The sequence below is a fragment of the Parvimonas sp. D2 genome (assembly GCF_035282635.1).
GTDB lineage: Bacteria > Bacillota > Clostridia > Tissierellales > Peptoniphilaceae > Parvimonas.
This window is the reverse complement of sequence record NZ_JAYKBO010000001.1, coordinates 403060-421826: the sequence shown is the minus strand read 5'-3', so window position 1 is coordinate 421826 and position 18767 is coordinate 403060. Positions and strand designations below refer to the sequence as shown.

20 protein-coding genes, 1 tRNA gene and 1 other RNA gene are annotated in these 18767 nt (G+C 26.6%); 20 read left to right on the top strand and 2 right to left on the bottom strand.

Annotated elements, in window-relative coordinates:
- Nucleotides 1-36: 36 nt before the first annotated feature.
- The 14 genes from VJI77_RS01970 to VJI77_RS01905 all read left to right on the top strand — a co-directional run bounded on the left by VJI77_RS01970 (nucleotide 37) and on the right by VJI77_RS01905 (nucleotide 9395).
- Nucleotides 37-127 (top strand) — tRNA-Ser (locus VJI77_RS01970).
- Nucleotides 127-393: signal recognition particle sRNA large type (gene ffs, locus VJI77_RS01965), an RNA gene on the top strand. The genes VJI77_RS01970 and ffs overlap by 1 nt, the downstream gene beginning before the upstream one ends.
- 97 nt (nucleotides 394-490) lie before the next feature.
- Nucleotides 491-847, top strand: a complete 357-nt coding sequence (locus tag VJI77_RS01960) for a PBECR3 domain-containing polyvalent protein (RefSeq protein ID WP_009372397.1) — start codon at nucleotides 491-493, stop codon at nucleotides 845-847.
- A gap of 237 nt (nucleotides 848-1084) precedes the next feature.
- The gene (locus tag VJI77_RS01955; protein WP_009354306.1) at nucleotides 1085-1615 is read left to right on the top strand and encodes a hypothetical protein; all 531 of its coding nucleotides are present in this window, start codon (nucleotides 1085-1087) and stop codon (nucleotides 1613-1615) included.
- 211 nt (nucleotides 1616-1826) lie between these two features.
- Complete coding sequence (locus VJI77_RS01950) at nucleotides 1827-2351, top strand: hypothetical protein (RefSeq protein WP_009732808.1); 525 nt, start codon at nucleotides 1827-1829, stop codon at nucleotides 2349-2351.
- A gap of 482 nt (nucleotides 2352-2833) precedes the next feature.
- The gene (locus VJI77_RS01945) at nucleotides 2834-3082 is read left to right on the top strand and encodes a hypothetical protein (protein ID WP_039868367.1); all 249 of its coding nucleotides are present in this window, start codon (nucleotides 2834-2836) and stop codon (nucleotides 3080-3082) included.
- 96 nt (nucleotides 3083-3178) lie between these two features.
- The gene (ylqF, locus tag VJI77_RS01940) at nucleotides 3179-4060 is read left to right on the top strand and encodes a ribosome biogenesis GTPase YlqF (protein ID WP_323988047.1); all 882 of its coding nucleotides are present in this window, start codon (nucleotides 3179-3181) and stop codon (nucleotides 4058-4060) included.
- Nucleotides 4050-4682, top strand: coding sequence for a ribonuclease HII (locus VJI77_RS01935; protein WP_009732764.1), 633 nt, complete (start codon nucleotides 4050-4052; stop codon nucleotides 4680-4682). The genes ylqF and VJI77_RS01935 overlap by 11 nt, the downstream gene beginning before the upstream one ends.
- Nucleotides 4672-5016: a YraN family protein gene (locus VJI77_RS01930; RefSeq protein WP_009372824.1), complete on the top strand. Its 345-nt coding sequence runs from the start codon at nucleotides 4672-4674 to the stop codon at nucleotides 5014-5016. The genes VJI77_RS01935 and VJI77_RS01930 overlap by 11 nt, the downstream gene beginning before the upstream one ends.
- 8 nt (nucleotides 5017-5024) lie before the next feature.
- The gene (locus VJI77_RS01925) at nucleotides 5025-5516 is read left to right on the top strand and encodes a MogA/MoaB family molybdenum cofactor biosynthesis protein (protein WP_313960940.1); all 492 of its coding nucleotides are present in this window, start codon (nucleotides 5025-5027) and stop codon (nucleotides 5514-5516) included.
- 7 nt (nucleotides 5517-5523) lie between these two features.
- Nucleotides 5524-7050, top strand: coding sequence for a YifB family Mg chelatase-like AAA ATPase (locus VJI77_RS01920; RefSeq protein WP_323988045.1), 1527 nt, complete (start codon nucleotides 5524-5526; stop codon nucleotides 7048-7050).
- Nucleotides 7051-7172: 122 nt separating this feature from the next.
- On the top strand, nucleotides 7173-7718 hold the full coding sequence (locus VJI77_RS01915; protein WP_323988043.1) for a DUF6609 family protein: 546 nt from the start codon (nucleotides 7173-7175) through the stop codon (nucleotides 7716-7718).
- Between the two features lie 79 nt (nucleotides 7719-7797).
- Nucleotides 7798-8892 carry a DNA-processing protein DprA gene (dprA, locus tag VJI77_RS01910; protein ID WP_323988041.1) on the top strand — a complete coding sequence of 365 codons (1095 nt, stop codon included), beginning with the start codon at nucleotides 7798-7800 and terminating at the stop codon, nucleotides 8890-8892.
- A 41-nt stretch (nucleotides 8893-8933) separates the two neighbouring features.
- Nucleotides 8934-9395, top strand: coding sequence for a methylated-DNA--[protein]-cysteine S-methyltransferase (locus tag VJI77_RS01905; RefSeq protein WP_323988040.1), 462 nt, complete (start codon nucleotides 8934-8936; stop codon nucleotides 9393-9395).
- 1910 nt (nucleotides 9396-11305) lie between these two features.
- On the opposite strand, the gene VJI77_RS01900 is transcribed toward VJI77_RS01905, so the two are convergent.
- Nucleotides 11306-12136 carry an aminoglycoside 6-adenylyltransferase gene (locus tag VJI77_RS01900; RefSeq protein ID WP_323988039.1) on the bottom strand — a complete coding sequence of 277 codons (831 nt, stop codon included), beginning with the start codon at nucleotides 12134-12136 and terminating at the stop codon, nucleotides 11306-11308.
- 12 nt (nucleotides 12137-12148) lie between these two features.
- On the bottom strand, nucleotides 12149-13015 hold the full coding sequence (locus VJI77_RS01895) for a YitT family protein (RefSeq protein WP_293441063.1): 867 nt from the start codon (nucleotides 13013-13015) through the stop codon (nucleotides 12149-12151).
- A 130-nt stretch (nucleotides 13016-13145) separates the two neighbouring features.
- Between VJI77_RS01895 and VJI77_RS01890 the strand changes: the two genes are divergently transcribed.
- From VJI77_RS01890 to VJI77_RS01865, 6 genes are all read left to right on the top strand, one after another.
- Complete coding sequence (locus tag VJI77_RS01890) at nucleotides 13146-14051, top strand: glycerophosphodiester phosphodiesterase (RefSeq protein WP_323988037.1); 906 nt, start codon at nucleotides 13146-13148, stop codon at nucleotides 14049-14051.
- Nucleotides 14052-14341: 290 nt separating this feature from the next.
- On the top strand, nucleotides 14342-15727 hold the full coding sequence (gene cysS, locus VJI77_RS01885; protein ID WP_323988035.1) for a cysteine--tRNA ligase: 1386 nt from the start codon (nucleotides 14342-14344) through the stop codon (nucleotides 15725-15727).
- Between the two features lies 1 nt (nucleotide 15728).
- Complete coding sequence (gene rlmB / locus VJI77_RS01880) at nucleotides 15729-16466, top strand: 23S rRNA (guanosine(2251)-2'-O)-methyltransferase RlmB (RefSeq protein ID WP_029948591.1); 738 nt, start codon at nucleotides 15729-15731, stop codon at nucleotides 16464-16466.
- Nucleotides 16456-16977, top strand: a complete 522-nt coding sequence (locus VJI77_RS01875) for an NYN domain-containing protein (protein ID WP_323988033.1) — start codon at nucleotides 16456-16458, stop codon at nucleotides 16975-16977. The genes rlmB and VJI77_RS01875 overlap by 11 nt, the downstream gene beginning before the upstream one ends.
- Nucleotides 16978-16986: 9 nt before the next feature.
- Nucleotides 16987-17886 carry a DNA adenine methylase gene (locus tag VJI77_RS01870; protein ID WP_323988031.1) on the top strand — a complete coding sequence of 300 codons (900 nt, stop codon included), beginning with the start codon at nucleotides 16987-16989 and terminating at the stop codon, nucleotides 17884-17886.
- A 10-nt stretch (nucleotides 17887-17896) separates the two neighbouring features.
- Entirely contained in the window at nucleotides 17897-18757 is an 861-nt protein-coding gene (locus VJI77_RS01865; RefSeq protein WP_323988030.1) for a type II restriction endonuclease, read from the top strand.
- Nucleotides 18758-18767: the final 10 nt, after the last annotated feature.

Genomic DNA, 18767 nt, shown 5'->3' with positions numbered 1-18767 from the left:
AAACAAAAAAAATACATTATAATATATGGGTGTCGTGGAGAGCTGTCCGAGTGGTCGAAGGAGCACGATTGGAAATCGTGTAAACGTCAAAAGCGTTTCGAGGGTTCAAATCCCTCGCTCTCCGCCATGCACTAGGCGGGGTGTTAGCAGTACCTTGTAACCTGTAATCTGCTATAGCAGGGCTGAATTCCCAAGTTAGATTTTCAAGGGGTGTAGCCGACTTTTGTAAGTGGTGTTGACGAGTGGGTCCTTACGCAATAGAGCTTTATGAATCTGGTCAGGTCTTGACGGAAGCAGCCATAAGTAAAATACTCTATGTGCCGTAAGATTGCTTACTTTGAGCTAACTGCAAAGGTACCGTACATTTCTTGTTAAGCGACCTTGGGTGTGCTTACATACTAGAGAGCTATCTGTAAAGATAGCTCTTTTTTTATAAAATTATATTTGATTTATATTTATTTTATGCTAAAATATATTCAGAGGTATAGCTATGATAGTAAAGGATAGTATTAAAGAATTATTAGGTCTTGAAACAGACTTATCAGAAATAGAATATTCTAAGCATGGTTTAAAAAGACATCTTGAAAAAAGAAAGCATTATGATGTTTTAAAATATGTAGATAAAATTAGTGATATAATTGAAAATCCTGATTATGTAGGAATTAATACAAATGGAAAAAAACTGGCTTTGGAGTATGTAAAATGTTATAAAAAGAATATTTTACTAGCTTTAAAAGTTAATAAAACTAAAGATAAATTTTTTATTGTCAGCATGTATAGCATAAACGACTATAAATTAAACAGCAGAAAATTTAGTGGAAGACTAAAGAAGGTTGACAAAGAGTAAAAAATTGGGTATACTATAGTTAATTAAAGAAGTAGTTGAGGGCAGAAAGGGTTCCTGCCACACCTGCAACAAGGTATCTGAGATGTTGGATACACCGACCAACCGACTACTTAATTCAAATTTTGAGAGTTGGAGAAGTCTGACTCTTTTTTTGTAATCAAAATTTTTAAACAACATTTAGTATTTTGTGTTTAAGTTTTGTAAGTAGAAAAATCTTGAATAATAAAGGAGGTCATTATGAAAAATAAAAAACTTTACAATGTATTTTTTCCGATTTGGTTTTTACTATTGTTTCCTATAACTTGGCTTATTGCAATGCCTGTAAATTTTGTTATAGATTCAATTGTAATACTATTATCTTTAAAATTTTTAAAGATAGATGATACTTTTCAAAAGTATAAAAAAGTAATTCTAAAGGTATTCTTATTCGGATTTTTTGCAGACTTTGTTGGTGCAATTTTCTTGTTTTTAATATCAAGCTTGGTTGGAATGGGTGGTGAGGATTCTGGATTTTTTAAATGGATTAATGAAAAAATGATTGAACCTATGATGAGAAGTCCTTTTGAAAATATTTATGCTTTTCTTTTAGTAGCTGTTGCAGTATTAATAGCAGGACTTTGCATCTATTATTTGAACCTAAAAAACAGTTTTGCAAAAATTGATATAGAAGCAAAAGATAAGAAAAAATTAGCATTATATATGGCAATATTTACAGCTCCATATTTGTTTTTTGTTCCTACATCAGTTGTTTATAATTTACTAGGTTAGATTTTGAAAATTAGATAAAAAAGTTTTCAAGCAGAGTTAGTTAATCTAACTCTGTTTTTGTATTTTTAAAATATAATTTCTAGATTTTAAATTATTGACAAAAAGTAAAAAAATAGGTATATTATATTAGAATAAATGAGTATTTTATAGATTTTATTTTTGAAAATTATTTTATAAGATTGTAGTAATAATTTTTGAAAAGGAGGTAATTATGAAAACTAATAAACTTTATAGTTTCTTTTTTCCTAGTTGGTTTATTCTTCTATTTCCTTTAACTTGGCTCATTGTATTACCTTTAGATTTTCTTAGACAAACTTTAGTAATTTTAGTTGCTTTAAAAATTTTAAATGCACAACATATATTCGAAAAGTATAAAAAAGTTATTTTTAAAGTATTTCTGTATGGACTTGTTGCAGACTTTGTAGGAATATCTTGCATATCTTTTATAACAAGTGTGTCTGGAACAGTTTCTAATATTCCTGGATTTATAGGCAGTATTGGTAATAGTTTGTTTAAGGGTATGATTATAGGTCCATTTGATAGTATTATTGGATTTATATTAATCACCATTATAGTTGTAATTTCAGGATTTTGTATCTATATATTAAACTTAAACTATAATATTAAAAATTTGGATATAGAAACAGAAGATAAGAAAAAATTCGCATTATATTTGGCAATTTTTACAGCGCCATATATATTCTATTATCCAACATTAATCTTTAAATTAATGTAATCTGCATTGATACTAAAATTATAAATTACAATATATTTTTCTAAAAGAGTTGACTTTTTTACGATTTGTGGTATTATATAGTTGAGATTATAATTCTATAGAGGTCGAATTCATCTCGCGTATTAGAATGCAAATAAAAAAGCAAGGTTGGCGGACCTTGCTTTTTATGTTGATTATTTAAAATTCTTTAGCAATTTTAATAACGCAATCAACAACGTTAATAAAATTATAGTATCAATAGAGGTCAATAGCTTCACCTCCTTACATATAGAATGCAAAGTAATTATATAATAATATAAAGTTTTAGTAAACAGTTAAAAAATAGAGTAATAAAATTTTACTCTGTTTTTTATTGTGAAAATACAAGTCAAAGATTATAAACATTGACAAAAAACATTTATAGATTTATAATCTAATTGTATTATAATATTAAAAAGAATTTATTATACATGATAAAAGTATGATAATAGGAGGGATATTTTATGAGATTACTTAGTAGATATTTAGCAAAAGCAGTAATAAGAAAGACGAACAGTTCTCGATACAAAAACTATATTTACTTCGCTATAATGTTAATATTTTCTTTGTTTTTGACATATGCTATATATTTCAATCTTACAGTTGGAAAATTAGATAGTACTAAAATTATAGGTATTGTACTTTGTAGCATTTCACTAGTTTTATCCGTAATATCCGCTATATTTTATTTTTTAAAAATTTTTAAAAAATAATTCTTTATAATCTATATTTAGATTTACAAAATTATACAGGAGGGAGATATATTCTACCTCCTTACTTATATATAAATATAAAAAATGGAGGAAATAATGAATATAAATTGGTATCCGGGTCATATGAAAAAGACTATGGATAATATAAGATCATCATTAAAATTGGTTGATATTGTTGGAGAAATTATTGATTCAAGAATTCCAATAAGCAGTAAAAATCCTGTTATTGATGATGTTTTAAAGGATAAGCCAAGAATTATGATTTTGAATAAATCAGATATGGCTGATGAAAATGAGACTAAAAAGTGGCTTAGTTATTATAGAAAAAAAGGTTATGGAGCTGTTGTTGTAGATGCACTTCATTCAAAGGGTTTGGACAAGATTTATTCAGTTGCTAAAGAGATGTTGGCTGATAAATTTAAAAAGCTTGAGGAAAAAAATCTTTCTGCAAAGACAATTAGAATGATGATTGTAGGAATTCCAAATGTTGGGAAATCCACTTTTATTAATTCAATTTCAAAGAGAAAGAGTGCTAAAATAGGAGATAGACCTGGTGTTACAAAACAGGTTCAATGGATTAAGACAAAGAATGATTTGGAGCTTTTAGATACTCCGGGCGTTCTTTGGCCTAAGTTTGAAGATGAGAGAATCGGTTTACATTTAGCTTTTACAGGTGCAATTAAAGATGAGATTATGGATATTGAAAATTTAGCTTTTCGTTTTATTGATGAATTAAATAAAAGAGATGTAAATATTCTGAAAAAAAGATATAATCTATCTGAGGACTCTTATGAGGACACTTTGTATTTAATGGATGAAATCGGAAGAAATAGAGGAGCAATTTTAAAGAAAAATGAAATTGATTATTTTAAAGTTGCAAATTTAGTTTTAGATGATTTTAGAAAAGTAAAACTTGGAAGAATAACTTTAGAGACTGTGGAAGATATTGAAAAATTTGAGGAAGATAATGGAAATTAAAGAAGAACTAGAGAATATCTACAAAAAATATAATTTAATTATTGGCGTTGATGAAGTTGGAAGAGGTTGTCTTGCCGGTCCTGTCGTTTCTTGTGCGATTATAATGAAAAAAGATAGTAAGATTGAGGGAGTAACGGACAGTAAGAAGCTTTCCAAAAAGAAAAGACTTGCACTTTATGATAAAATTTTAGAAGAATGTGTAGGCTATGGAATTGGAATTGTGGATAATGTAAAAATTGATGAAATAAATATTAAACAGGCGAGTAGACTTGCTATGAAGATTGCAATTTCAAATATTAAGGATTTAGAAGGAAATACAGTTTCAGGTGATTTTTTGATAACTGATGCAGAAAAAGTTGATGTTGATATTCCGCAAATTAATTTGATTCACGGAGATGAGCTTTCTTATGTGGTTTCCTGCGCTTCAATAATTGCAAAGGAATACAGAGATAGTATGTTTGTTGAGTATGAGAAAAAGTATCCTAACTATAATTTTATAAAAAATGTAGGGTATGGTACAAAGGCTCATTATAAAGGTATTGATGAAAATGGAGTTACTCCTATTCATAGAGTAACTTTTTTGAAGAAATATTTTGAAAAGAAAAAAGAATATGAAAGCTAAAGATATTGGAAATTTAGGGGAAGATATGGCTGTTAAATTTCTTTTAGAAAAGGGATATGAAATTGTTGAGAGAAATTTTTTAAAACCTTTTGGAGAGATTGATATAATAGCAAAAGATAAAGATTTTTTAGTTTTTATTGAGGTTAAGGCTAGAAAAAATATAAATTTTGGTTTTCCCAGAGAGTTTGTAAATGGAAGTAAAATAAAAAAGATACAAGACGTTGCACAGATTTATATGATGGAGAAAAATTTGTTTGGAGCAAAAATTCGTTTTGATGTTATAGAAATAATTTTTGACAATCATAAAATTACACATATAGAAAATGCTTTTTAGGAGGATTTATGTTTACTGCTTATGTAATTACCGTTTCTGACAAGGGGTCAGTTGGTGAGAGAGTTGATACTTCAGGCGAAGTAATTGTTGAGATATTAAAAGAAAATAATTATGAAGTTCTTGATAAGATTATTATTCCGGATGATCAAGCAATAATAGAAGAAAAGTTAAAATATGCTAGTGATGTTTTAGGTGCTAATTTAATTTTAACAACAGGTGGAACGGGTTTTAGTAAAAGAGATGTTACACCTGAAGCAACTTTGAATGTTGCGACTAAAAACGCATTTGGAATTTGTGATTCCATAAGACAATACAGTTTGACAATTACAAAGAGAGCAATGCTTTCAAGAGCTGTTTCAGTTATTAGAAACGACAGCTTAATTATAAATTTACCCGGTAGTCCAAAAGCTGTTAGAGAATCTTTAGAGTATATTATAGATTCCGTAGAGCATGGACTTCAAATACTTTTAGGAACGGCATCCGAATGTGCTAGAAAGTAGGTAAGATATGTATTCAAAGACCAAGACTTGTGTGTTAAATGGATTAAATGGTTATGATATTGATGTTGAAGCAGATTTATCAAGTGGACTTCAGGCTTTTAATATTGTTGGACTTCCTGATTTATCTATAAAAGAATCAAAGGAAAGGGTAAAATCAGCAATTTCAAATAGTGGATTTTCTATTCCACCTGGAAGAGTTACGATAAATTTAGCTCCTGCAAATTTAAAAAAAGATGGTTCTCAAATTGATTTAGCAATAGCTGTGAGTATGTTACTTGCTATTGGAGTTATTGAGTATTTACCTGATGAAAAAACTGTTTTTTTAGGTGAGCTTTCTCTGGACGGAAGAGTTATAACTTTTGACGGAGCTTTACCTATGATTATCTCTTTAAAAGAGCTTGGTTTTAAAAAGTTCTTTATTCCTAATGCTATTAAAAATGAAGTTAATATAGTCCAAGGAATTGAGATTTATCCAATTTCACATTTAAAAGAATTAGTTGATTGTCTAAATGGAGTTATCGAAATAAAGAAAGAAGAAATCGCAAAAGTAAATTTAGATGAAGAAATAAAATATGATATAGATTTTTCAGACATAAAAGGTCAGGAAAATTTAAAAAGAGCAATGGAAATTTCTGCTGCAGGAGGACATAATTTGCTGATGGTTGGCCCACCGGGGAGTGGGAAAACTATGATTGCTAAAAGATTACCGACAATTTTACCTAAATTAACTTTTGAGGAATGTATTGAATGTACAAAAATATATTCAATAGCCGGAAAACTTAAAAATAATAAATTGGTTACTCAAAGACCTTTTAGATCTCCACATCATACAAGCAGTCCTATTTCTCTTGTAGGTGGAGGTAAAATTCCAAAACCGGGAGAGGTTTCTCTTGCTCATAATGGAGTTTTGTTTTTGGATGAATTTCCAGAGTTTTCAAAACAGGCAATTGAAGTTTTAAGACAGCCTATGGAAGATGGAAAAGTTACTATTTCAAGGGCTAATTCGTCAATTACTTATTATTCAAATTTTGTAACTGTTTGTGCATTAAATCCTTGCCCTTGTGGAAATTATGGATCTCAAACCGAAAAATGTACTTGTTCACAGTTACAAATACAAAGATATTTGAGCAAAATTTCAGGGCCAATACTTGATAGAATTGATATTCAAGTTGAAGTTGAGCCTGTAAAATATGATGATTTATCCTCAAAGGAAGTTTTAGAAACTTCTGCGTATATTAGAAAAAGAGTTGAAAAAGCTAGAAAAATTCAACTTGAAAGATATAAAAATGAAAAAATATATAATAATGCGAATCTTTCTGCAAGACAGATTAAGAAATATATTATTTTAGATGAAAAACTTGAAAAAATTATAGAGTTTGCTTTTAAAAAGTTTAAGTTTTCAGCGAGATCTTTTAATAAAATTTTGAAGTTGACAAGAACAATTGCAGACTTGGACGGAAGTGAAGAAATCAAGGAAGAACATCTGTTAGAAGCTATCAGATATAGAAGTTTAAGTAATAAATATTGGAGTTAGTTTTTATTAATTAAGAATTTGATGTATTTAAATAATAATATAGAATCTAATATTTAGAATTTGCATTATTATAAATAAAGATTAAGAATTCAAAAAATTTAGAAATAAACAGGAGATTATTTATGTCATTTTTAGAATACCACAAGGAAGAGAAATTAGAATTTAACCATAAGAAATCATGTGGGTTATGGTTAATCGTAGTTGGTTTAGTTATTGCATTGGCTACTTTAATAGGAGGAAAACAAATAATAAATATGCAAGTATTTAGTTTTGGATATATTATTAGTTTTCTTTCAATTAATATGAATAAAAAGCTTATTAATAAATTATCAACTGGAAATTCAACTAAATTTCAAAATAAAGTTTCTTTATATTCAGTAATTTTATTATTCATATTGATGTTTTTATTAGGGGGATCATTTTTCGCAACAGAAAATTGGAGATTAATTTGGTTGGGTGCATTGATGGCTACTGCAATTCATTTTTTTCCATTTTATTTTGTTCATGGTAAATCAATGATTTTATTAGGAATAGTTTGTAGTATAAATATTGCAATAGGATATATTTATTCTGATATGTCTTTGTCAATTATTGCATATATTGATGCTTTAATTAAATTGTTATTTGGATTATATCTTTTCTTTTTATCAAAACCATCAAAAAGATAAAATCCTATTTATTGAATTAAATAATTTATGAAGTATTTAAGTTATATAGAAGTTTAAGTAATAAATATTGGAGTTAGTTATGAGAAATGAAGATGCTTTGTTATTTTTAAGTTATTTGAATTTTGATTATAAAATTAAAGATGAATTATTAAATCATTTTACTTTGGAACATATTGAGGAGATTTTTGATTTATCTGGAGAATATTTTAAAGAAAATAAGCTTTTAACTAAAAATAATATCGAAAAATTAGTTGAAGAGAGAAAAAAATTTAATTCAGATGCTTATAGGGATTTTTTAGAGAAAAAGAAAGTTAAATATGTAAGTGTTTTGAGTGAAAATTATCCTATTAATCTAAAAGATATTGAATATATTCCACAAGTTATTTACTATAAGGGAGATATTTTACCTGAAGATAAATTTGCTCTCTCAATTGTAGGCTCTAGGAAATGTACCAATTATGGAGCTTGGGCAACAGAATATTTTGCAAGGTCAATCTCAGAACTTGGAATAAGGATTGTTTCAGGAATGGCATTAGGTATTGATTCCATTTCACATAGAGCTGCTTTAAAATCAGGTGGAAGAACGATAGCCGTTTTAGGTTGTGGAGTTGATATAGCCTATCCTAAAACTAATTACAGATTGTATGATGAAATTATAAAAAATGGCGCAGTTATGAGTGAATTTCCTATAGGAATGCCACCTTTAGCTCATAATTTTCCTGTTAGAAACAGAATTATTTCAGGACTTTCAAAAGCATTATTGGTTATCGAAGCACAAGATCGTTCAGGTACACTTATAACTTCAAGATTTGCAAATGAACAGTCAAAAGAAATTTTTGCACTTCCAGGAAATATAAACAGTTTATACAGTAAAGGAACGAATAAATTGATAAAAGATGGAGCATTGATTGCTACGAATTATCAGGATATTATAGACGGGGTTATTGATTTTTCAGAATTTATTTTAAATAAAAATAAAGAAGAAAAAGATTTGAATATTTTGGATGCTAAAGAACTTTTGATTTATAATTTAATTAATGAAGAGCCGAAATCTCAAAATAAAATTTCAACAATAACAGGTTTTTCAATTATTGAAACAAATACAATTTTAACTGCATTGGAACTTAAGGGATTTATAAAAGAACTAAATGGGGGAATTTTTGTAGTTGATTAATTTTAAGAGATGAATTTCATCTCTTTTTTATGGAGTGGAATATGAATTACATAGTTTTTGATACTTTAGTTGGAAAGATTAAAGTTATAGAGGAAGATAACAAAATAATTGAAATTAAATTTGTAAAAGATAAGAATAATATTGATTCTAAAAATAAAGTTTTAAAATTGGCAAAAAAAGAATTAGAAGAATATTTTTGTGGAAAAAGAAAAAACTTTACATTCCCGTTTAAAGTAGATGGAAGCGAGTTTGCATTAAAGGTTTATAAGGCTTTATTAGAAATTCCTTATGGAGAAACTTGTAGTTATAAAGATATTGCAAGAAGAATTGAAAATGAAAATTCGCAAAGAGCGGTAGGTGGAGCGAATAATAAAAATAAATTGCCGATTTTAATTCCTTGCCATAGAGTTATAGGAAGTGATGGAAAACTTGTAGGATATGCTGAAGGAATAGAAATAAAACAAAAACTTTTGGAGTTGGAAAGAAAAAATCTAAGATATTAAGGAAAATAAAGAATTTACAATAAGTTAAAAATGTATTTTAAATTGTATAATGAATTTTCTAAAATAGATAAAGTAAAATATATTAAAAATTGGTTATGAAGAAGGAAGAAGCTTAATGTACGATTGTTATTATTAAATATTTTTACATTTGCACTTAATATCTTCCTAAATAAAGACGATGACAATAAAATTTCTAGCAAAAAAATATTATTACTTTTATTAGTAACAATAATATTATCAATTGTAGTAGTTGTGGTATTATTAATAAATAAATAAAGAACAAGCAGAGTCTAGTTTATTTAAAACTATAGTACTGCTTTTTTTGTAAAAATTTATATTAAATAAAATTAATGTTATTTTTATTGTGAAAAAATTAAAAATATAGATAAAAATTCAAAAAAATTATAAAAAATAACAAAAAAACATAAAAAAAGTGAAAAAAATTTAAAAAAATCACAATAAAGTGTTGACAAAGTAAAATTATTGGGGTATAATATAGTTAACAAACAAGATAACGCGTTAAATAGTTTGAAGACTGGAGGTAAGACCAATGAAAATATTAAAAACAATTTTATCAGAGTTGCAGTATCATTGGTTTTTAGTAAAAACTTACGATGCCAGCAACTTGAACAGCAGATAATATATTTTGTGAATTAGAAGATTGGAAAGTAGTATAGTAAAATTATAAAAAGCTAATCTAGATTTTAACAAAATCAGAGTATTGAGTTGTATGATAAGAAGTTTGAAATAAAAATTAAGTATGAGATACTGAATCAAGTATTAAAAAATAAATATAAGATAATTGCAATACTTGATTATTTAAAAAAATAAGGTCAAGAGTATTAAGATATTTAGATATTTGTGTAAATATAAGAGAACTGAAATGTCATAGTATTTTTATAAAAGATATCAGGATGTTAAGATGTTTGAATATTTATAAAATCAAATATGAAAATGTTAAAATATTTGTTGCTTATACAATTAAATATAAAAGTATTAAGATATTTGAGTATTTAAAAAATAGATATGAGATTAATAAAGTATCTAAAGACTTAAAGAAATATATCAAATTAGGATTATATAACTGATATAATGATTAAGATTAGTGAGATTAAATTATACTAAAGATACAATGTGAAGTAATATATAGACACAAAAGATATTACGAGCAATGTGGTTGTAGATTTATCATAAGATTGTATGTATATAGTATGGAAAGACAGAGAAGGTTATTGATATAAAAATTTATCGGTGATTAGCTAGTTTATGCTAAAGTATTATTTTTGATAGATTTACAAAAACTAAAATCGAGGTTCAAGTGTAAAGAAATTTGGATTTCATTAAAACTAAAATTAAATATTTAGATATAAAAAGTGCATCGAAATGATGCACTTTTTTTGTGAAACAACAAGTTTCCCTGGAACCCACCCGATGCGGAGCATTGCAGAAAATATTGTATTATAAATAAAGTTATGAGATTTCTCGACTACGCTCGAAATAACGTATAATGATAAATCTTCGGTAAATAGCTTTACGTTAAAAGTAAAAAAACTTCAAAAATTATTTAAAAATTTTGTAAAAAACAAAATATTTAACGTCGTATCGCCTTTACAAAGCAAAGCTCTTAACACGTCATCTCAACTGTAGTGGAGAGATCTCTCAAAGCTCCAATTATGTCAAAATGTTTTGTGTTGAAGAATATTTTTAAGAATGAAATTCCAACAGTTGATTATATTCGAATTAAATGTTTGAATAATTTTTGTATTAAATTTACAATAATCTATGAGCAAAAAATAGTAGTAAATTAAAATTTACTATGTTTAAATTATGCTCAAAGAAAAAACTTCCAAAATTATTATTTAAAATAGTATTGGAAGTTTTTAGTATATAAGAATTTTCGAAAATTTAATCTATCTGTTATTTGCTTTTTGTTTTAATTCTCTTAAGAATGTTACAGTATCTCTATCTAATTCTTTTGCATAGTCAAATCTTAAATTAAGAGCGATTTGAAGAGAAAGTCTTCTAAAAAGAGCACATATGTTAAATAGGGCTGTCCATAGAGACTCTATTTCTAATTCAGAGTAACAATGTAGATATTTTTCAAAAATATCTGTGTCAACATAGTTAAAAACTAATTTATTTTCTTTTCCAAGATCTATAACGTATTTATTTTCAGAAAGAACATAATGTTTTAAATGTTCATCAAGTAGAGATAAAAGTTTTCTATATTCTTCTGATACATTTAAAAATTCTTTTGTGTATAATTTATTTCCGAATTTTAACACATTCCAGAAAAATTCACAAGTATTTACTAGAAATTCTTCATCTGTTAGTTTTTGTGTTTTTCTTTCAATATACAAACTTGCTTTCTTGTTTTCATCTTTATTAAGCACACAAATGTATTTTTCTTCAAGTTCTCCAAGAATATCTAAAGATTCATTAGATACTATTCTAAAAATCCCTTGTGTGAAGTTTTCATAAATTATTTTATATTCGATTAAATTTTCATTTTCAGTATTTTCAAACATAGTTAATACATCGCCGAAACGTTCAATCAATTCAAAAGAGTCATCATCAAAGGATAAATCTTTTACAAAAAATAAAACATTAAAAAAGCCTACATCACTGGACATGCTTTGTGTTTCTAATTGTTCAATATAGAGCTTTTCAACTCTATCATCATCCATTGCTATTTTTTTTGCTATTTCTTTAAGTTCATTAAATGTTATAATATTATTCAAAATAAACGCCTCCTAAATTTCTTGTACTTTAAATCCACGACCCTTAACTTCATAAGCTTCAGATATTATTAAAAATGCTGATGGATCAACTTCATCTAAAATTCTTTTTATAGTTACAACTTGTCTTGTACTTACTATACAATATACGACATTCTGTTGTTTATGTGTAAATGCACCTTCTCCATGTAGAAGTGTAACACCTCTATGTAAATCTGATAAAATTCTGTCTGTAACTTCTCTTTGTTTTGATGTTATAATCATAATTTCTTTTGTATCTCCAAAGCCCATTTGTATTTTATCAAGCATTTTATAAGCAACATACATTGAAACAATAGTTAAAAGACCCCTTTCAAGACTAAAGATGTAAGAGGCAACTCCTATTATAATTGCATTTATGGCCATTAAAGATGAACCAATGTTTACATTAAGTTTTGTTTTAAAAATTGTTGCTAAAATATCAAGTCCGCCTTGACATGCACCATGTTTGAATAAAATTCCCATTCCAAAACCATTTATGAAACCACCAAAAATTGCATATAACATATTGTTATCAAGTTTGAAATCTATTGGAATATGACGCATTGCAACTAATATAAATGAATAGATAAAAGTAGATAAAAATGCATAAGTCATAAACTTTTTTTTCAAAAAAAATGCACCAACAATCATCATAGGTAAATTCAATATGAATACTGAAATACCTGTAGGAAGACCAGTCAAGTATTCAATCATAAGTCCAATACCACCAAGTCCACCTGAAAGAAGTCCTGCAGGCACTAAAAATTTAACAACTGCAAATGAGCAAATCAAATCACCCATTAGTATAAAAAAAATAGTTCTAAGGAAATATTTTTTATCTCCAAAAAAATCTTCTAACATAATACATCAACCTTTGTTAATCTCCTTAATAAAATATGATAATATAATTATATCATAATTATATCATAATTTATATTTATATGATATAATTATATTAGATTTTATTATAAATAATTAGGAGATGGGGTTTATGAGTTTATTTTTTAAGTTTTTATTGGTATTTATAATTATAATTTATATAGTTTTACAATTTTCATGTTTTAAAAAAGAAAGAAAGGCTAGAAAAATTTTTAAAAATGGACAATTTCCTTTAATATTTGCTCATAGAGGCTCAAGTCATTTATTTCCAGAAAATACAGAATTAGCTTTTCTGAAGTCTTTCGAAATGGGAGTTGATGCTTTTGAAACTGATATTAGACTTACGAAAGATGGCAAAATTGTAACACAACATAATGAAGACATTGATGAAACAACTGATGGAACAGGGAATGTTATTGATTATACATATGATGAATTAAAGGAATTTAATTTTGGTTATAAGTTTAAAGATATTAATGGAGATTCTCCTTATGTAGAAAATAGAGTACAAGGTTTATATCCAATGGAGGTTTCTAAACTTTTTGAAAAATTTGGGGATAAAGTTGTTTATAGCATTGATGTTAAAGATGAAGGAGAAATTGGGTTAAAGTCAGCAGAACTTTTATATAAATTTGTAAAAGAATATAATTTAGAAAAAAATATAATTTTTTCAAGTTTCAGTGAAGAAAATCTTAAACATTTAAGAAAAATAAGTCATGGGGAAATAATTATTTCAGGATCTATGAAAAAGACTACTGAAGTTGTATTGGCTTCGTATTTTGGATATGATACTTTTAAGAAATTTAATACTCATGCGATGATGATTCCAAAATTTGAAAAATTGCCTTTAGATACAAAATATTTAATTTATAAGTTCCATAAACATAATATCTCAGTTTGTTATTGGACAATTAATACAGAAAAAGATATGAGAAAACTTATAAATAAAAAAGTTGATGGAATTATTACTGATAGAGTTGACTTGCTTTTAAAAATAAAAGAAGAAAAGTCTAATTAAAACATTGACTTTTTCTTAATAATTTAGTATCCTATTATAAATGAAGATATATGTTGAAGAGGAAAAGAAACAACGATTTTTAGAGAGATGTTGTGTGGTGAAATACATCAATGTTGAAGGTGCGTCCTTGGAGTATTGGTTGCTACTTTATAGCAATTTAAGTGGATTTTTTCAATTAGAGTGGAACCGCGGAATCTTTTCGTCTCTTGTTTTTCAAGAGACGTTTTGTTTTATATAAAATAATTTTAAGTAGTAAAATACTATGAAATAAAAATATAGAGAGGTGTAATATGAAGATTTACAACACATTAACTAGAAAAAAAGAAGATTTTAAGCCTATTCAAGCTGGAAAGGCATTGATTTATGTTTGTGGTCCAACGGTTTATAATTATATTCATATTGGTAATTCAAGACCTATGATTGTTTATGATACTTTGAGAAGATATCTTTTATATATAGGTTATGATGTAAAATTTGTAAGTAATTTTACAGATATTGACGATAAGATTATAAATAGAGCAAAAGAAGAAAATGTACCTTTTACAGATATTACAAAAAAATATATTGATGCATATCTTGAAGATAGCTATGGTTTAAATCTTTTTGAAAGTCATACAATTCATCCAAAAGCTACAGAATGTATCAATGAGATGATAGAATTTGTAAAAGTTTTAGAAGAAAAAGGCATTGCATATAATGTCGATGGTAATGTATATTTTGATATTACAAAAGCTAAGGATTATGGAAAATTATCTAAAAAAAATATTGATGATTTAAGAGCAGGAGCAAGGATTGATATTTCTGATGAAAAGAAAAATCCTCTTGATTTTGCACTTTGGAAAAAAAGAAAAGATGAAAGTGAACCAGCTTGGAAAAGCCCTTGGGGAATGGGTAGACCCGGATGGCATCTTGAATGTTCTGTCATGGCAAAGAAATATTTAGGAGATACAATAGACATTCATGCGGGTGGAGAAGATTTACAATTTCCTCATCACGAAAATGAAATTGCTCAGTCTGAATGTTGTAATGGGAAAGTTTTTGCTAATTACTGGATGCATAATGGAATGATTAATATAGATAATGTAAAGATGAGTAAATCAAAAGGAAATTTCTTTACAATAAAAGATATTCAAAAAGAATATGACTTGGAAGTAATCCGACTTTGGATTTTATCAACACATTATCGAAATCCTTTGAATTTTAGTAGAGAAGTTATGGAACAAACAAAAAATGGGCTTGACAGAATGTATAATGGTAAAGAACATTTGGAAAGACTTTTAGAAATTTGTGAAGAAAAAGAAGATGAAGATATTTCTAAATTAGTTGAATTGAAAAAAGAATTTTTAGATTGTATGGATGACGATTTAAATACAGCTGATGCTATTTCTAAAGTTTATGAACTTATTCGTTATGCAAATACATTTGATGAAAATACGGATTTAAAGGTAGTAAAAGGTGCTGTTAAGTTACTTTCTGATTTAACTTCTGTTTTAGGACTTCTTTATAAAGAAGAAGATGATAATTTAGATGAAAAAGTTGAAAAACTTATTAAAGAAAGAGAAGAAGCTAGAAAGAATAAAGATTTTAAAAGAGCTGATGAAATTCGTGATGCTTTAAAAGAAATGAATATAGAATTAAAAGACACAAGAAATGGTGTTATTTGGAAAAGGGTGTAATATGAGCGACTATATATTCGGAAGAAATGCTGTATTAGAGGCATTAGAATGCGATAGAAAAGTAGAGAAAATATATATTTTAAAAGGTGATTTAAAGGGCTCAATAAATAAAATAATTGGTAAAGCAAAGGCAAATGGTATTCTAATTTCAGAAATTGATAAAAACAAATTGGAAAATATGGCAGATGGAATTGTTCATCAAGGAGTTTGTGCCTTAATTTCAAGTTTTGAGTATTCAACTGTCGAAGAAATATTACAAGGTGCAAAAGATAAAAATGAAGATTTGTTTTTAGTGATTCTTGATGAGATTGAAGATCCACATAATTTTGGAGCAATAATTCGTACTTGTGAAGCTGTTGGTGTTCATGGAATTATAGTTTCTAAGAGAAATCAAGCGCCAGTTACTTCAATTGTTCAAAAATCATCTGCTGGAGCAGTAAATCATATTAAAATAGCGAAAGTTGCAAATATTGCAGATACAATTTTAAAATTACAAAAAGAAAATGTATGGGTTTATGGTGCTTGTGGAGAGGCTGAAAAAATTTATACAGATATGGATTTTAAAGGAAATATTGCAATAGTAATTGGAAATGAAGGCAAGGGAATAGGACAACTTATAAGAAAGAGATGTGACTTTTTAACTAAACTTCCAATGAAAGGTAAAGTTTCAAGCCTTAACGCATCAAATGCCTGTGCAATTCTAGTTTATGAGGCATTAAGACAGAGAGATGAAAAATAAAAAATTAATTATAATTGACGGTTACAATATTTTAAATGCTTGGGAAAAATATAAACCATTTTTAAAATTGAGTTTCGAAAATGCAAGAAATGAATTAATTTACGATATGGGTGAATTTTCAAAACTTATAGGAATAGATTTGCTACTTGTCTTTGATGCATATAAAATAAATTTTAAAGGAACTTCAGAAATTATTAAGGGAATTGAAGTTATCTATACGAAACAAAATGAAACCGCAGACCAATATATTGAAAAAAAATTGGATGAAATTGGAAGAAAAATATCAGTTTCTGTCGGAACAGATGACACTCTTATTCAAAAACTAGTTACACAAAGAGGTGGAATAGTATTAACTTCAAAAGAATTATTGTTTCGTTATGAAAATTTAAAAAACAAAAGTAATCGTTATGAAACAAAAAATAGAATTACAAACAAAAGCTATTTCAATACTCTAGATGACAAAGCTTTAAATCAACTAGATGAAATAGAGAAAAAATTATTTGGAAAGTAGGAGCAAGCTTTGAGTGAAATTTTTGATAATAATGCAAAACCATTTTTAAAATGGGCAGGCGGAAAAACTCAAATTTTAAATGAAATAAGAAAATATTATATTTTTGATAGTAATATAACAAAATATGTAGAGCCATTTATAGGTGGAGGAGCTGTTCTATTTGATATTTTGAACCAATATAATCTAGAAGAAGTTTATATTAGTGACATAAATGAAGATCTTATAGATACATATTCTTGTATAAAGAATAAAGTTAAAGAATTAATTTTAATTTTAGAAAAAATGGAAAGAGATTTTTTAAAATTAGATATTGAGAGTAGAAGATCTTATTATCTTTTAAAAAGAGATGAATTTAATATAATTAAATTTAATTCTGATGATAATATAGTAAAAAAATCAGCATTGATGATATTTTTAAATAAAACTTGTTTTAATGGATTATTTAGAGTAAACAAATCTAATAAATTTAATGTCCCGTTTGGAGACTATAAGAATCCTAAAATATGTGATACCATAAACTTAGTAAATATCTCAAAAAAATTAAAAAACGTAGATATAGTTTGTGAAGATTATAAAAAATCACTTGATATCATAGATAATAGTACATTTGTTTATATTGATCCACCATATAGACCGATATCGTTGACATCAAGTTTTACATCATATAGTAAGGATTCTTTTGATGATGAAGATCAGAAAGAACTTTCAGAGTTTGTAAATAAGATAAATAAGATTGGAGCAAAATTTTTATTGAGTAATTCTGATCCAAGAAATAATAATTCTGATGATAATTTTTTTGATGATTTATATTCTAACTATAATATAAATAGAATATTTGCAAATAGGAGTATTAACTCAAAAGGAAATTTAAGAAATAAAATAACTGAACTTTTAATTTCAAATTTTTAGGAGAAAATGTATGGAACGTAATTTTAAAGAATGGATATCAAGTTTTAGAACAAATATTGTTGACTATAGTTATTACACAGATTTTAAAAAGGTATATAAAAATGTTGATGAACTAAAGGTTGAATTAAATATTTTAAATTCATTAATAGGCTCAAAAAATATAGAGTCAGATTTTGAAAATTTATTAAGAAAGTACCCTGAAGTTTTGAGGTGTATTCCAATATTAATAGCAGTCAGGAAAAAAGAAATTTATGCTATTGATGAATTTGGAGAATTTAATTATTCTTTTAAGAAAACAAATTTACCAATAGAACAATATAGTATGTTTATGAGAAAAACAGGATTGTTTGATTTGATTCAAAATCATATAATTACGAATTTAGTAGATTACGTTACAGGAGTAGAAACTGGATTAGACTCAAATGCAAGAAAGAATCGAGTAGGGCATGTGATGGAAAATTTAGTTGAGAAATATATCATAAATGCTGGATTTATTAAAGATTTTAATTATTTTAAGGAAATGTATATAAGTGATATTACTAAAAGATGGAATATTGATTTATCCGCAATTTCTAATACTGGAAAAACTGAAAAAAGATTTGATTTTGTAGTTAAAACAGAAGATATGATTTATGTTATAGAAACAAATTTTTATAGTAGTGGAGGAAGTAAACTTAATGAAACTGCTCGTAGTTATAAAAATATAGCAATAGAATCTAATAATATAATAGGGCTAAAATTTGTATGGTTTACAGATGGAAAAGGTTGGGAAAGTGCTAGACATAATCTTGAGGAAACTTTTGACATTATGGAGCATCTATATAATTTAAATGATTTAGAAAATAATGTTATTAAAGAAATTTTTGTCTAATAGAAGGTTA

Bases quoted from the DNA above. Each gene is read 5' to 3' on its own strand.
- VJI77_RS01945 (WP_039868367.1), top strand. From the start codon at position 2,834: ATGAGATTACTTAGTAGATATTTAGCAAAAGCAGTAATAAGAAAGACG.
- VJI77_RS01960 (WP_009372397.1), top strand. From the start codon at position 491: ATGATAGTAAAGGATAGTATTAAAGAATTATTAGGTCTTGAAACAGAC.
- ylqF (WP_323988047.1), top strand. From the start codon at position 3,179: ATGAATATAAATTGGTATCCGGGTCATATGAAAAAGACTATGGATAAT.
- rlmB (WP_029948591.1), top strand. From the start codon at position 15,729: ATGAGCGACTATATATTCGGAAGAAATGCTGTATTAGAGGCATTAGAA.
- VJI77_RS01920 (WP_323988045.1), top strand. From the start codon at position 5,524: ATGTATTCAAAGACCAAGACTTGTGTGTTAAATGGATTAAATGGTTAT.
- dprA (WP_323988041.1), top strand. From the start codon at position 7,798: ATGAGAAATGAAGATGCTTTGTTATTTTTAAGTTATTTGAATTTTGAT.
- VJI77_RS01905 (WP_323988040.1), top strand. From the start codon at position 8,934: ATGAATTACATAGTTTTTGATACTTTAGTTGGAAAGATTAAAGTTATA.
- VJI77_RS01950 (WP_009732808.1), top strand. From the start codon at position 1,827: ATGAAAACTAATAAACTTTATAGTTTCTTTTTTCCTAGTTGGTTTATT.
- VJI77_RS01915 (WP_323988043.1), top strand. From the start codon at position 7,173: ATGTCATTTTTAGAATACCACAAGGAAGAGAAATTAGAATTTAACCAT.
- VJI77_RS01865 (WP_323988030.1), top strand. From the start codon at position 17,897: ATGGAACGTAATTTTAAAGAATGGATATCAAGTTTTAGAACAAATATT.
- VJI77_RS01925 (WP_313960940.1), top strand. From the start codon at position 5,025: ATGTTTACTGCTTATGTAATTACCGTTTCTGACAAGGGGTCAGTTGGT.
- VJI77_RS01890 (WP_323988037.1), top strand. From the start codon at position 13,146: ATGAGTTTATTTTTTAAGTTTTTATTGGTATTTATAATTATAATTTAT.
- VJI77_RS01935 (WP_009732764.1), top strand. From the start codon at position 4,050: ATGGAAATTAAAGAAGAACTAGAGAATATCTACAAAAAATATAATTTA.
- VJI77_RS01955 (WP_009354306.1), top strand. From the start codon at position 1,085: ATGAAAAATAAAAAACTTTACAATGTATTTTTTCCGATTTGGTTTTTA.
- VJI77_RS01930 (WP_009372824.1), top strand. From the start codon at position 4,672: ATGAAAGCTAAAGATATTGGAAATTTAGGGGAAGATATGGCTGTTAAA.
- VJI77_RS01895 (WP_293441063.1), bottom strand. From the start codon at position 13,015: ATGTTAGAAGATTTTTTTGGAGATAAAAAATATTTCCTTAGAACTATT.
- cysS (WP_323988035.1), top strand. From the start codon at position 14,342: ATGAAGATTTACAACACATTAACTAGAAAAAAAGAAGATTTTAAGCCT.
- VJI77_RS01875 (WP_323988033.1), top strand. From the start codon at position 16,456: ATGAAAAATAAAAAATTAATTATAATTGACGGTTACAATATTTTAAAT.